The sequence below is a fragment of the Streptomyces sp. DSM 120436 genome, from assembly GCF_055778765.1.
This window is the reverse complement of the sequence record NZ_JBSKBS010000001.1, coordinates 2,488,876-2,502,189: the sequence shown is the minus strand read 5'-3', so window position 1 is coordinate 2,502,189 and position 13,314 is coordinate 2,488,876. Positions and strand designations below refer to the sequence as shown.

At 73.9% G+C, this 13,314-nt stretch carries 10 protein-coding genes; 3 read left to right on the top strand and 7 right to left on the bottom strand.

What is annotated here, in order from left to right; genetic code table 11:
• Window positions 1-38: 38 nt before the first annotated feature.
• Both ACWH4W_RS11580 and ACWH4W_RS11575 read left to right on the top strand, forming a co-directional pair.
• Window positions 39-1,280 (top strand): TOMM precursor leader peptide-binding protein, encoded by a 1,242-nt coding sequence (locus ACWH4W_RS11580; RefSeq protein WP_473075669.1) that lies wholly within the window; start codon window positions 39-41, stop codon window positions 1,278-1,280.
• Window positions 1,273-2,640: an ABC1 kinase family protein gene (locus ACWH4W_RS11575; protein ID WP_473075668.1), complete on the top strand. Its 1,368-nt coding sequence runs from the start codon at window positions 1,273-1,275 to the stop codon at window positions 2,638-2,640. Before ACWH4W_RS11580 ends, ACWH4W_RS11575 begins: the two co-directional genes overlap by 8 nt.
• 386 nt (window positions 2,641-3,026) lie before the next feature.
• Here the strand turns inward: ACWH4W_RS11575 and ACWH4W_RS11570 are convergent, their stop codons facing one another.
• From ACWH4W_RS11570 to ACWH4W_RS11555, 4 genes are all read right to left on the bottom strand, one after another.
• On the bottom strand, window positions 3,027-3,350 hold the full coding sequence (locus ACWH4W_RS11570) for a hypothetical protein (protein WP_471587289.1): 324 nt from the start codon (window positions 3,348-3,350) through the stop codon (window positions 3,027-3,029).
• Complete coding sequence (locus ACWH4W_RS11565) at window positions 3,347-3,715, bottom strand: WhiB family transcriptional regulator (RefSeq protein WP_006134966.1); 369 nt, start codon at window positions 3,713-3,715, stop codon at window positions 3,347-3,349. The genes ACWH4W_RS11570 and ACWH4W_RS11565 overlap by 4 nt, the downstream gene beginning before the upstream one ends.
• 170 nt (window positions 3,716-3,885) lie before the next feature.
• On the bottom strand, window positions 3,886-4,203 hold the full coding sequence (locus ACWH4W_RS11560; RefSeq protein WP_106412556.1) for a hypothetical protein: 318 nt from the start codon (window positions 4,201-4,203) through the stop codon (window positions 3,886-3,888).
• Window positions 4,204-4,365: 162 nt separating this feature from the next.
• The gene (locus ACWH4W_RS11555) at window positions 4,366-6,573 is read right to left on the bottom strand and encodes an ATP-dependent DNA helicase UvrD2 (protein WP_473075667.1); all 2,208 of its coding nucleotides are present in this window, start codon (window positions 6,571-6,573) and stop codon (window positions 4,366-4,368) included.
• Window positions 6,574-6,775: 202 nt separating this feature from the next.
• Here ACWH4W_RS11555 and ACWH4W_RS11550 point away from each other — a divergent pair, with 202 nt between their 5' ends.
• On the top strand, window positions 6,776-7,018 hold the full coding sequence (locus tag ACWH4W_RS11550; protein WP_033272097.1) for a mycoredoxin: 243 nt from the start codon (window positions 6,776-6,778) through the stop codon (window positions 7,016-7,018).
• A gap of 77 nt (window positions 7,019-7,095) precedes the next feature.
• Here ACWH4W_RS11550 and nudC read toward each other — a convergent pair whose 3' ends face one another.
• From nudC to ACWH4W_RS11535, 3 genes are all read right to left on the bottom strand, one after another.
• Complete coding sequence (nudC, locus tag ACWH4W_RS11545; RefSeq protein ID WP_473075666.1) at window positions 7,096-8,052, bottom strand: NAD(+) diphosphatase; 957 nt, start codon at window positions 8,050-8,052, stop codon at window positions 7,096-7,098.
• A 135-nt stretch (window positions 8,053-8,187) separates the two neighbouring features.
• Window positions 8,188-9,600, bottom strand: coding sequence for a dipeptidase (locus tag ACWH4W_RS11540; RefSeq protein WP_473075665.1), 1,413 nt, complete (start codon window positions 9,598-9,600; stop codon window positions 8,188-8,190).
• Window positions 9,601-9,610: 10 nt separating this feature from the next.
• Window positions 9,611-13,255 (bottom strand): ATP-dependent helicase, encoded by a 3,645-nt coding sequence (locus ACWH4W_RS11535; protein ID WP_473075664.1) that lies wholly within the window; start codon window positions 13,253-13,255, stop codon window positions 9,611-9,613.
• Window positions 13,256-13,314: the final 59 nt, after the last annotated feature.

The window sequence follows — 13,314 nt, the reverse complement described above, 5'->3', positions numbered from 1 at the left end:
CGGCCATCGGCACGTATCAGAACAGACGGGGGTCAGTCATGCATCCGATGCTCAAGCCCGCCCTCAGGCGCGGCTGGCGCGACCGCGACACCGTGCAGTTCGGGATGACGCCGGCCCAGGCGCTGACCCTGGGTCCGGTGGACACCGCCACGGGCAGCCTGCTGGAGCTGCTCGACGGCACCCGGGGGCTGGAGCTGCTGCGCGAGGAGGGCCGGCGCATGGAACTGCCCGACGGTCACGTCGACCGGCTGGTGCGGCGGCTGTCACGGGCGGGACTGCTGGACGACTCCCGGGGCGGCGGGCCGGCCGCCGACGCCCTGCGCGGGAGGCCCGGTGTGCTGGACCGGCTGCGCCCGGACTGGGCCTCGCTCGGCCTGACCACCGCCGGGCCGGGCGACCCGCTCCAGGCGCTGGCGGCGCGGCGGAGCATGCGTGTGCAGGTCAGAGGCGCGGGCCGGGTGGGGGCGGCGGTGGCGGCGCTGCTGTCGGGGGCGGGCGTCGGCGAGGTCGAGGTGCGGGACGTGGGGCGGGTGGAGCCGTGGGACGTGGCGCCGGGCGGGCTGCCCGTCGAGGCGGTCGGCGAGCGCAGGGAGGACGCGGCCCGCCGCGTCGTACGCCGGTGCGCTCCGGATCCTCCGCCGCGCCGCACGGCCCGCTCGCCCCTCGCCGAGAACACCGGCCATTCCCTGGTGGTGCTCGCCCCGCGCGACGACGTCGCGGTGCACGCGCCGGATCCGGTGTCCGCCGAGCCCCTCATGGCGTCGGGCACCCCTCATCTCCACGCCGGGGTCGTCGAGGGCACCGGTGTGGTCGGTCCGCTCGTCCTGCCCGGTGAGACCGGGTGTGCCGGCTGTCTCCAGGAGGACCGGATCGACCGTGACCCGGTGTGGCCCCGGCTGGTGGCCCAGTGGCGCTCGGGCCGGCAGCGCAGGGTGGGGGCCTGCGATCTGGCGCTGGCCTCGACCGTGGCGGGGCTGGCCGCCGCGCACGCGCTGGTCTTCCTCGACGGACGCCTCCCGTCCAGCGCGGGCAACCGCTGGGAGGTGTCCCTGCCTCAGCTGCACTGGCAGCCGCGGCCGGTCGTGCCGCACCGCCGCTGTCCGTGCGGGGCCGCCGGCGGTCCGGGTCCGGGTGACAGCGACCCGGGCGAAGGTAAGGGAGAACACACCTCCGCCGACGGGGGGTCGCACGAGACAATGGCTGGGCACGGGCCGTCGAAGGATTCGCGCCGCCAGGCGGACGCGGAGCGGCCGGCAGGGACCTGGAGGGCGCATGTCTGATCTTCCCCGCAAGGCGGTCACCCGCACCGCCAAGCTGGCCGCGCTCCCGCTCGGCTTCGCCGGGCGGGCCACCTGGGGACTCGGCAAGCGGATCGTGGGCGAGTCCGCGGAGCTGGTCGGCCGGGAACTCCAGCAGCGCACCGCCGAGCAGTTGTTCAAGGTGCTCGGCGAGCTCAAGGGCGGCGCCATGAAGTTCGGCCAGGCCCTGTCGGTCTTCGAGTCGGCCCTGCCCGAGGAGGTCGCCGGCCCCTACCGCGCCGCCCTGACCAAGCTTCAGGAGGCCGCCCCGCCCATGCCGACCCGCGCGGTGCACGGGGTGCTGGAAGAGCGGCTGGGCGAGAACTGGCAGGAGCTGTTCCAGGAGTTCGACGACAAGCCGGCCGCGGCCGCCTCCATCGGCCAGGTCCACCGGGCGGTGTGGCACGACGGCCGTGAGGTCGCGGTCAAGGTGCAGTACCCGGGCGCGGGCGAGGCGCTGCTGTCCGACCTCAACCAGCTGAGCCGCTTCGCCCGGCTGCTGGGCCCGCTGGTCCCCGGCATGGACGTCAAGCCCCTGATCACGGAGCTCAAGGACCGGGTCTCCGAGGAACTGGACTACGGCCTGGAGGCGCAGGCCCAGCGGGCGCACGCCGAGGAGTTCGCCGGCGACCCCGACGTGGTGGTGCCGGACGTGGTGCACCAGTGCGAGCAGGTGCTGGTCACCGAATGGATCGACGGCACACCGCTGTCGGAGATCATCGCGGACGGCACCGAGCAGCAGCGCGACCGGGCCGGACAACTCCTGGCCCGCTTCCTGTTCTCCGGTCCCGCCCGGACCGGCCTGCTGCACGCCGACCCGCACCCGGGCAACTTCCGTCTGCTGCCCGGAGGCCCCGGCGGCGAGGACGACTGGCGTCTGGGGGTCCTGGACTTCGGCACCGTCGACCGGCTCCCCGGCGGGCTGCCCGCTCCCATCGGCGAGGCGCTGCGGATGACCCTGGACGGCGAGGCGGAGGCCGTTTACGACATGCTCCGCACGGAGGGCTTCGTCAAGGAAACCGTCGAGCTGGACCCCGACGCGGTCCTCGACTACCTCTCGCCGATCATCGAGCCGGCGCGGGTCGAGGCGTTCACCTTCACCCGTGGCTGGATGCGCAGTCAGGCGGCCCGGATAGCGGACGTCCGGTCCCCGGCCCACCAGTTGGCCAAGCAGCTCAACCTCCCGCCGGCCTACCTGCTGATCCACCGGGTCACGCTGAGCACGATCGGTGTGCTGTGCCAACTCGGGGCGACGGTGCGGCTGCGGGACGAACTGGAGGACTGGCTGCCGGAGTTCGTCCCCGGGCAGCCGGGCGAGGAGGAGGAAGCGGCGCAGGCCTGACCGCGCGCGGGGCCGTCGTGCGCGCGTGAGGCACGGCGGATCCCACCACCACCGGCTGTCGAGGCGTCCCTCGATCGCGCGCAGGTTCTCGCGGGACCAGCGCTCGCGGTAGTGCAGGCGGGCGCCGTTCTCCACGGAGAGGGTCCAGGCCGGCCGGGGCCCGTCGGCGCGGACGCCGCGGCGGGCGCACACCGGTGGCTCCGGCTCCCTGGCGGAGCCGTCGTCGCCATCGCCGTCGTGGGGACTGGTCACGCGGCGACGACAACCCCGTGCCGAGCGCGCCGCTCCCTCAACGCACCGCGGGGACCGGCCCGTTCACACGGACCGGCCCCCGCGGAGAGATCGGGGCCTCCGACTGGGGAGACCGTCGCTTCAGGCGGCGTGCCCTACTGCATGACCGCCATGGCGAGCGCCCGGCGGGCGCGCCGCGAGGCGCGCTCGGCCCGGCGCTGCATCCGGCGCGCGGTGAGCAGACCGTTGGCCTGCCGCTCCCGGTGCGCCTCCTGCAGTCGGTCGTGCATATGCGCACGAGCCAGGGCTTCTGGGATGAGTTGCATCTCTCGGGTCCTGTTCTGGCGCGAGTCGTTCGCACCGCTGGTGGTGAAGTCTTCGGTCGCGGAGCCTGCGGGCTCGTGGGTGGACGGCGTCATCGGGGCCTGCTTCTGGGGGTCGTGCGTGAGGGGGCGGTCGATCGTTCCGGGGGTGTTCATGCCGAGACCGGGTTCTTGCGCGGGCGGCCACGCGGCCGCTTCCGGGCGACGACAACTCCCTGGACGAACAGCTCGCCACCCCAGACGCCCCAGGGCTCACGCCGCTCCTTGGCGCCGGCGAGGCAGGCCTCGACCAGCGGGCAGGTGCGGCAGAGGGACTTGGCGTACTCGACGTCCGCGGGCGACTCGGCGAAGAAGACCTCCGGGTCGTAGGAACGGCACGGGACGGGCACGCCGAGGTTCTCGATGGCGTCGTCGAGCGCGGTGAGCGCGGTGAGCGGAGTCAAGGTCGGGTCCTCCGTGGAGCCGGGCTTGGGGATCGTGTCGGAAGGCGGTACGGACGGGGCGTGCGCTTCGAGTTGCACGGCTGGTCTTCCTCGTCTGGTCGTTTCCGGCCGGTCGGCCGGGTGTGCGGCTGGTACCGGGTTCTTTTCTTGTCCCGAGGCGCCTTGTCCTGTTTTCCCGTTCGGGCAAACAGAAGGGCCGCGGATCCCGGATGGGGTTCCGCGGCCCTGAAGGCGCCGGCCTGAGCGAATCAGGCTGGATCACTCCAGGGTTCTGGCCCACGGAAGGCCCACATCAGGTGGTGCTGCGTCGTCTGCTTCCGGAATCCGGCACCGGTCGCCGCAAAGGCATAGGCCTGCGCCTGTGCCACTACTGCCGCTTCCAGTGCCTCGGTCGGTCGCTCATCGCGCTCACGGACGACAAGGCCCGCGGGAGCGACGGAGGACGCCGGACGCACGGCACGGATGCCGGACAGACCGGTGCCCTGGTTCGAGGCGCCGAGCATGCACAGGGAGACGGCCGAGCGATCGGTCAGTTTGACGCTGGTGCTGATGTTGATGCTGATCACTGGACTCGCCTCCTCTCGGCGTCTCAGGGACCGGGCGAACCGGTCCGCGGATGTGCAAGTACAACACGGAATCAGGGCCTCCGAGAAGGCCGCTGTCCCCGTGGCTAAGAACCTATGGGGATTCCCGGGGCATGCGCAAACTATTTTTCCGACGAGTTCGCGTCAGTCCTGATCTTGCCTCTCGGCGGGGTCCCGGCCCGCGCAGAGGGCCAGCACGTCGGCGCCGTAACGGCGCAGCTTGCGCATGCCCACCCCGGGGATGCGGGCCAGTCCGTGCTCGTCCTCGGGGACCGCCTCCGCGATGGCGATCAGCGTCTTGTCGGTGAAGACGCAGAAGGCCGGCTGGCCGCTGCGCCGCGCCTGCTCGCCGCGCCACTCGCGCAGCCGCTCGTACAGTCCCTCGTCCATGTCGGAGGGGCAGTCCTCGCAGCGCATCAGTTTCATCTCACCGCCGTCGGTCAGCGTGCGGCCGCAGACCCGGCAGCGGGCGGGGGTGCGCTGCCGGCGGCGCGGGGCCTGCTCGGGGACGGCGGCGGCCGTCGTGTAGGAGCCGCGCTCCACTCCTCCCGCGCCTGCCGCGCCCGCACGGCCCGCGACGGCGTGCGAGCCGGGGCGCAGTCCGGTGAGGAACCGGCTGGGGCGCCGGTTCGGGCGGCCGCCCGGTGAGCGGGAGAGCGCCCAGGAGAGGTGGAGACGCTCGCGGGCACGGGTGACGCCCACATAGAGGAGGCGGCGCTCCTCCTCGATCTGCTCGTCGGTCTTCGCGTAGGTGATCGGCATCATGCCCTCGGCGACGCCGACCAGAAAGACGACGTCCCACTCCAGACCCTTGGCCGCGTGCAGCGAGGCGAGGGTGACGCCCTGGACCGTGGGGGCGTGCTGGGCGCCGGCCCGTTCGTCCAGTTCGACGACGAGGTCGGCGAGCGTGGCGCCGGCCCGGGCGGCGGCGAAGTCCTGGGCGAGGTGCACCAGGGCGGCCAGGGACTCCCAGCTCTCCCGGACCGCGCCCGACCCGGCGGGCGGCTGGGGCGTCCAGCCCTTGCCCGAGAGCACGGCGCGCACCTGGGAGGGCAGGTCGGGGGCGTCGTCGAGCAGCGCGTCGTTGCCGCCGAAGCGGGCCGCGGCGCGCAGGGCGGTGATCGCGTTGCGCACCTCGGGACGGTCGAAGAACCGCTCGGCCCCGCGCAGCTGGTAGGGCACGCCCGCGTCGGCGAGGGCCTGCTCGTAGGTCTCGGACTGGGAGTTCGTGCGGAACAGGACGGCGATCTCGCTCGCCGGGACGCCCGAGTCGATCAGTTCGCGGATGCTCCGGGCGGCGCCCTCGGCCTCGGCGGGCTCGTCGGTGTACTCGGTGAAGACCGGGTCGGGTCCCGCGGGACGCTGGGAGACCAGCTCCAGCCGGTGGTCGGCGGCGCGGCCCTTCGCCTGGGCGAGCAGACCGTTGGCCAGGCGGACCACCTGGGGGGTCGAGCGGTAGTCGCGGACGAGCTTGACGACGGTGGCGCCCGGGTGGCGGACGCGGAAGTCGAGCAGATGATCCGGGGTCGCGCCCGTGAAGGAGTAGATGGTCTGGCTGGCGTCGCCGACCACGCACAGGTTCTCCCGGTCGCCGAGCCACAGCTCCAGCAGGCGCTGCTGGAGAGGGCTGACGTCCTGGTACTCGTCGACGACGAAGTGCTGGTACTGGGCCCTCACCTGCTCGGCGATGTCGTGCCGGTCCTGGAGGACGGCGACGGTCAGCAGGAGCACGTCCTCGAAGTCGATGACGGAGCGCTCGCGCTTGAGGTCCTCGTAGGCGGCGTAGAGCTGGGCGATCTCGGCGGGGTCGCGGGGCGCGTCCCGGCCGGCCTTGTCGGCCGCGGCCGTGTAGTCGGCGGGGACGGTCTGGGTGACCTTGGACCACTCGATCTCGGCGGTGACGTCCCGCAGCTCGCCCCGGTCGAGGCGGATCCGGCAGGCGGCGGCCGCGTCGGCGACCAGCTGGATCTTGCGGTCGACGAGCCGGGGCAGGGGTCCGCCGACCGCCTTCGGCCAGAAGTACTGGAGCTGGCGCAGGGCCGCCGAGTGGAACGTGCGCGCCTGGACGCCCACGGCGCCGAGCTGGCGCAGCCGTCCGCGCATCTCCCCCGCCGCGCGGTTGGTGAAGGTGACGGCGAGGACGCTGGAGGGCTGGAGGATCCCGGCGCGCACCCCGTAGGCGATGCGGTGGGTGATCGCCCTGGTCTTGCCGGTGCCGGCGCCCGCCAGCACGCACACCGGCCCGTGCAGCGCGGTCGCCACGGCGCGCTGCTCGGGGTCGAGACCTTCGAGCACCGCGTCGGCCGAGTCCGGTACCCGCGGGAAGAGGGTGGAGTGCGTTGCTGCTGTCACACCGCCATGCTGCCAGGTCGCCCGGGACAGGTGAGCCGGTTGTCCACAGGGGAGGCCTCGCGGTCGTACGAATGCGACAAGCGTCACGTCACCGGCTGCGGGGGCGGGATGAGGCGGGGCGGCGGCGGGAATGCCCGCGCTTTCCCATACGTTTCCCCCGAGACCGAGGACTTCCCCGAGCCGCCGAAGGAGCGCGAGAGGCATGCAGGGCACTGTGACGATGTACAGCACCACGTGGTGCGGCTACTGCCGCCGGCTGAAGAGCCAGATGGACCGCGAGGGCATCGCGTACACCGAGATCAACATCGAGCAGGACCCCGAGTCGGCGGCCTTCGTGGAGAAGGCGAACGGCGGCAACCAGACGGTGCCCACCGTGCTGTTCCCCGACGGTTCGACGCTCACCAACCCCTCGCTCGCGCAGGTGAAGCAGAAGATCGGCGTCTGAGCGGCCCGCGCGTCACGAAGCGGGGCGGCCGTCCCTCACGGGACCGGCCGCCCCGCTTCGTCGTGTGACGCCCCGGGTCAGAAGGCGTTGCGGGTCGGCAGGTCCTCGCCGTACCAGCGCTCGATCAGCCGGGCCGCGATCGAGATGCCGTAGGGCGGGAGCACCTCGCCGGACTCGAAGGCGGCGCGGAGTTCGTCGCGGGAGAACCAGCGGGCCTCGTGGATCTCGTCGCCGTCCACGGTGATCTCGGAGGAGGTGGCGCGGGCGAAGAAGCCGAGCATGAGGCTGGAGGGGAACGGCCAGGGCTGGCTGGCGACGTACTCGACCTCGCCGATGGTGATGCCGACCTCCTCGTGCACCTCGCGGCGCACCGACTGCTCGATGGCCTCCCCCGGCTCGACGAACCCGGCGAGGGTGGAGAAGCGGCCCTCGGGCCAGTGGACCTGGCGGCCGAGCAGGATGCGGTCCTGGTCGTCGATCACCGCCATGATCACCGCGGGGTCGGTGCGCGGGTAGTGCTCGGCTCCGCAGGCGGGGCAGCGGCGGATGTGGCCGGCGGCGGCGATGACGGTGCGCTCGCCGCAGCGGGAGCAGAAGCGGTGCAGCCGCTGCCAGTTCTCCAGGGCGACGGCGTGCACCATCAGGCCTGCCTCGCGGGGTGACAGCAGCAGCCCGGCCTCGCGCAGGCCCGCGGGGCGGGCGGAGTCGTCCATGCGTCCGGGCAGGGAGTCCTTCTGCAGCGCGAAGTAGCTGACGCCGTCCTCGTCGATGCCGAGGAAGTAGCGGTGGGCCTCGGTGAGCGGGGCCTCGAAGGACGGGGTCATGACGAGTTCGGTGCGCCCGTCGGGAGTCTCGTCGAGGAGGACCTGGCCGCCGGAGACCACGAAGCAGCGGGTCGAGGGGTGGCTCCACGCCGCCGCGAGCCATGCCTCGTCGAGCCGGTGGTGGGCGGCGCGGTCGATGCCACTCGGGGCGGTGAGCGAGATGGGCCGGTCGGCGGTGTGGTCGGTCCTGGTGGTCACGGGTGCTTCCAACTCCCCCGGGGGAACGGATCGGGTCGCGGGCGGTCTGGCGGACGAGAACGGGAGGGACCGGGTCCGGGGACGCGGCGACGGCGCGGCTCTTCCAGTGTGCCGCGCGCGGGCGCCCGCTTCGGACGGCGCGGGTGGTCAGGGGGCGTGCCGCCAGTGCTCGGCGAGGTCGCCCCAGAGGTGGGCGCTGGTCTCGGCGCCCTTGAGCAGCAGGTCCAGCTCGACCTTCTCGTCGGGGGCGTGCCAGCCGTCGGACGGGACGGAGATGCCGAGGAAGAGCACCGGTGCGCCGAGGACGTCCTGGAGGTCGGCGGCCGGGCCGGATCCGCCCTCGCGCGTGAACAGCACGGGCTTGTCGAAGGCGCGGCCCATGGCGCGGACCACCGACCGCAGGGCGGGGTGGTCGAGCGGGGTGAGGCAGGGGCGGGTGGCGGGGCTGAAGGTGATCTCGTGCCGGACGCCCTCGGGCAGCCGGGTGGGCACCCAGGCGCCGACCGCGTCCCGGATGTGTGCGGGGTCCTGGCCGGCGACCAGCCGGAAGGAGAGCTTCACCAGCGCGGAGGACGGGATGATCGTCTTGCTGCCGGGGCCCTGGTAGCCGCCGCCGATGCCGTTGACCTCGGCGGTGGGGCGCGCCCAGACGCGCTCCAGGGTGCTGTAGCCGGCCTCACCGCCCGTGCCGTGCGACTTGGCGGTGCGCAGCCACCGCTCCTCGTCGAAGGGCAGCCGGGCGAAGAGGTCGCGTTCGCGGTCGGTGAGCTCGACGACGCCGTCGTAGAAGCCGGGGATCGCCACCCGGCCCTGCTCGTCGTGCAGGGCGGCGACCAGCCGGGCGGCGGCGGTGGCCGGGTTGGGCACGGCGCCGCCGAAGGAACCGGAGTGGATGTCCTGGTCGGGTCCGTACAGGCGGATCTCGCACTCGGCGAGGCCGCGCATGCCGGTGCACACGGTCGGGGTGTCCTCGGACCACATGCCGGTGTCGGAGACGATGACGGCGTCGGCGGCGAGCCGGTCCGCGTGCTGCTCGACGAGTGCCCGGAAGTGCGGGGAACCGGACTCCTCCTCGCCCTCGATCAACAGCTTGAGGTGGACGGCGGGGCTGGTGCGACCGGTGGCGGCGAGGTGGGCGCGCACGCCCAGGGTGTGGAAGAAGACCTGGCCCTTGTCGTCGGCCGCGCCGCGCGCGTAGAGGCGGTCGCCGCGGACGACGGGCTCGAACGGGTCGCTGGTCCAGCCGTCCTCACGCGCGGCGGGCTGGACGTCGTGGTGGCCGTACACCAGGACGGTCGGCGCCCCGGGGTCGTCGCTGGGCCACTCGGCGTAGACCGCCGGGGCGCCGGGGGTGTCCCAGACCTCGGCGGCGGGGAAGCCGGTGTCCTTCAGGGCGGCCACGAGCCAGTCGGCGCTGCGGCGCACGTCGGGGGCGTGATCGGGCTGGGCCGAGACGGACGGGATGCGCAGCCACGCGGTGAGGTCGTCGAGGAACGCCGTGCGGTGGTCTGCGATGTACGTACGGACGGCGTCGACGGCACTGTCAACGGGCTGGCTCATGTCTACGAGCCTATAGGCCCGCGGAAGTGTCCTCGGAGTGCGGTATCTCACCGTGCGGCTCGTCGAGCAGCAGTCGCTCCAGCTCGGCGCGGCCGGGGAGGGGCTCGGGGCGGACCACCTCGCCGGTGCGCACGTACAGGAACGCGGCGGTGACGGATTCCGGCGGGACGCCCTGCTGCTCGGCCCAGGCGAGCCGGTAGACGGCGAGCTGCAGCGGATCGGCGGTGCGGCTCCGGCCGGTCTTCCAGTCGACGATCTCGTACGTGGTCACGTCGCCGTCCTCGTGCCGGTACACGGCGTCGATGCGGCCCCGGACGACACGGCCGGCGATCGACAGCTGGAAGGGCGCCTCCACGCGGTAGGGCGTGCGGTGGGCGTACTCGGTGCGCTCGAAGGCCTCCTTGAGCTCTTCCAGGTCGCGCTCGTCGGCGATCTCGGCATCGCCGCCGGGCAGCTCGTCGGGGTCGAGCATGGGCAGGGTCAGCTCTTCGAAGCGCGCCTCGACCCACGCGTGGAAGCGGGTGCCCCGGCGCGCGGCGGGCTGCGGCGGGCGCGGCATGGGGCGGGCCAGCTCCCGGGCGAAGCCGTCGGGGTCGGCGGCGAGCCGGAGCAGCTGGGACGCGGTGAGGGAGGCAGGCAGCCGGACCTCGGTGACGGTCTCGCGGGCGCGCAGCAGCTCCCCGGTGAGGGCGTCCAGGTCGCGGTCCCAGGAGGCGACGGTGCGCGCCTCCTCGGGGGCGAGACGAGACTCCGCGGGCGCGGGGGCAGGGAGGGGGGCGGGCACGCGCGGCGGCTGTGCGCGGGGCGCGTCCGGGGCGGCCGCCTGGTGCGGGACGACCGGGCGTTCGGTGGCCCAGGAGTCCCAGTCGCCGGGGGCGGCGTCCACCGCGCCGGGCTCGTCGGGACACGGCCCCCCTGGGTGTGGGGCGTCCGGGTACGGGTCGTCGGGGTACGGGTCGTCGGGGTACGGCTCTTCCGCGTACGGATCGTCGGGGAGGTCCTCCGGGAACGGCTCCTCGTCGTCCGGCGGGGGCGGCCACTCCGGGTCGTCGTGGGCGTCCGGGTCGTGGACGGCCGCCGTGCCGTGCGGGTGGGCGGCGAGGCGGTCGAGGTGGGCGAGGACGATCGCGGCGGCGGCGCGGCGCCGGGCGAGGGCGGCGTCGTCCAGGGGCAGCGGCCACGCCTGGACGTCGCCGGCCTGCCGCAGCGCCGGGTTCTCCTCGTCCTCGGCGGGCTCGTCCGCCCACGCCTCGGTCTCGCCGTGTCCGGCGGCGCAGTGGTCGTGGAGAGCGAGCAGGAACGCGGAGGGGCCGCGCGGCTTCTTCTGGCTCGGTCCCCACCAGTGGCCGGAGCCGAGCAGCAGGGAGCGGGGCCGGGTGAAGGTGACGTAGCCGAGGCGCAGCTCCTCGGTGTGCTGGTGCTCCTTCATGGCCTCGTGGAAGGCCCTCAGGCCACGGGAGTCCCAGGACGGCACGTCGGGGAGGGTGTCGGCGTCGCCGCGCAGCCGGTGCGGCAGCACCCTGCCCTGAGCCGTCCACTTGTCGCGGCCCCGGTCGCTGGGGAAGGCGCCGGTGACCAGGCCGGGGACGGCGACGACGTCCCACTCCAGGCCCTTGGACTTGTGGGCGGTGAGCACCTTGACGGTGTTCTCGCCTCCCGGGAGCGCGTTGTCCAGGCCCTTCTCGTACTGGGCGGCGGTGCGCAGGAAACCGAGGAAGGCGAGCAGGGTGGCCTCGTTGTCGCCGGCGGCGAAGGACGCGGCGATGTCGAGGAAGTTGGACAGGGTCTCCCGGCGCCGGGCGGCCAGCGCGTGCGGGGACGCGGACAGCTCGACCTCGAGTCCGGTGACGGCGAGCACCCGGTGCAGTACGTCCATCAGCGGGTCGGCGAGGGAGCGGCGCAGGTCGCGCAGTTCGGCGGCGAGGCGGGCGAAGCGCACGCGCGCGTCCGGCGAGAAGGGCAGCCCGTCGTCGTCCCCGCCGCCCTCCAGCGGGGTCTCCAGGAAGGTGTCGAGGGCGTCGGCGAGCGAGATGACCTCGGCGGGGTCGACGCCCTCGACGGCCTCGGCGAGCCGCCGGTCGGGGTCGTCGTCGCCGTCCACGCGCGCGTGGGACACCAGCAGGCGCGCGCGGCGGCCGAGCAGGGCGAGGTCGCGGGGGCCGATCCGCCAGCGGGGGCCGGTCAGCAGCCGGACGAGGGAGGCGTTGGCGCCGGGGTCCTGGAGGACTTCGCAGACGGCGACGAGGTCGGCGATCTCCGGCAGGTGCAGCAGCCCGGACAGGCCGACGACCTCGACGGGCACGTCACGGGCGACCAGGGCGGCCTGGATCTCGGCGAAGTCCGTGGCCGTGCGGCACAGGACGGCGATCTCGCCGGGGGCCTTCCCGGTGTTCACCAGGTGCGCGATCGAGTCGGCGATCCAGTCGATCTCCTCGGTGTGGGTGCGCAGCAGGGCACAGCGGACGATGCCGTCACGCTCGGCGCCCGGGGCCGGGCGGAGGGCCTCCACGCCCGCGTGCATGGCGCGCAGCGGCCCGGCGAGGCCGTTGGCGAGGTCGAGCAGCCGGCCGCCGCTGCGGCGGTTCTCGCTGAGCGACTGGCGGGTGGCGGGGCGGCCGTCGGCGTGCGGGAAGTGCTCGGGGAAGTCGTCGAGGTTGGCGACGGAGGCGCCGCGCCAGCCGTAGATGGCCTGGCAGGGGTCGCCGACGGCGGTCACCGGGTGGCCGGTGCCGCCGCCGAAGAGGCCGGCCAGGAGGACGCGCTGGGCGACGGAGGTGTCCTGGTACTCGTCGAGGAGGACCACCCGGAACTCGTCGCGCAGCAGGCGGCCCACTTCGGGCAGGGTGGCGAGCCGGGCGGACAGCGCGATCTGGTCGCCGAAGTCGAGCAGGTCGCGCTCGCGCTTGGCGGCCCGGTAGCGCAGCACCAGCTCGGCCAGTTCACGGCGGGCGGCGGCGGCCTCGGGCACCTTGCGCAGGTCGGCGTTGCTGAGCTTGGCGTTCTCCAGGGCGCGCAGCAGTTCGGTGTCGTGGGCGCGCAGGTCCTCGGGCCGCACCAGGTGCTCGGAGAGTTCCGCGTCGAGGGTGAGGAGGTCGCCCACCAGGTCGGGGAAGGAGCGGGTGAGGGCCGGGTAGAGGCCGGGCGCCTCGCGCAGCACGCGTGCGGCGAGCTGGTAGCGGGTGGCGTCGGCGAGCAGCCGGGAGGTCGGTTCGAGGCCGATGCGCAGCCCGTGGTCGGTGAGCAGACGGCCGGCGAAGGCGTGGTACGTGGAGATGACCGGCTCGCCCGGGGGGTCGTCCGGGTCCGACGGGGAGGGGCCGGCGCGAAGCGCCGTCGTCGAGGGGTGGTGGTCGGGTGACGGGAGGGGGTCCGGGTCGGTGACGCCGGCCTTGATCAGGGCCGTGCGGACGCGCTCGGCGAGTTCGCCGGCGGCCTTGTTGGTGAAGGTGAGGCCGAGGACCTGCTCGGGGGCGACCTGGCCGGTGCCGACGAGCCAGACCACGCGGGCCGCCATCACCGTCGTCTTGCCGGAGCCCGCTCCGGCCACGATCACCTGCGGGGCGGGCGGCGCGGTGATGCAGGCCGTCTGCTCCGGGGTGAACGGGATCCCGAGCAGCTCCTTGAGCTGTTCGGGATCGGTGATACGGGCGGGCACACCGAGAATCTAGCGGCGGTCACTGACAACGCGGGCCCGCCGAGCCCACCGGGCGGGAA

Bases quoted from the DNA above. Each gene is read 5' to 3' on its own strand.
- ACWH4W_RS11570 (WP_471587289.1), bottom strand. From the start codon at position 3,350: ATGAACACCCCCGGAACGATCGACCGCCCCCTCACGCACGACCCCCAG.
- ACWH4W_RS11580 (WP_473075669.1), top strand. From the start codon at position 39: ATGCATCCGATGCTCAAGCCCGCCCTCAGGCGCGGCTGGCGCGACCGC.
- ACWH4W_RS11550 (WP_033272097.1), top strand. From the start codon at position 6,776: ATGCAGGGCACTGTGACGATGTACAGCACCACGTGGTGCGGCTACTGC.
- ACWH4W_RS11575 (WP_473075668.1), top strand. From the start codon at position 1,273: ATGTCTGATCTTCCCCGCAAGGCGGTCACCCGCACCGCCAAGCTGGCC.
- ACWH4W_RS11540 (WP_473075665.1), bottom strand. From the start codon at position 9,600: ATGAGCCAGCCCGTTGACAGTGCCGTCGACGCCGTCCGTACGTACATC.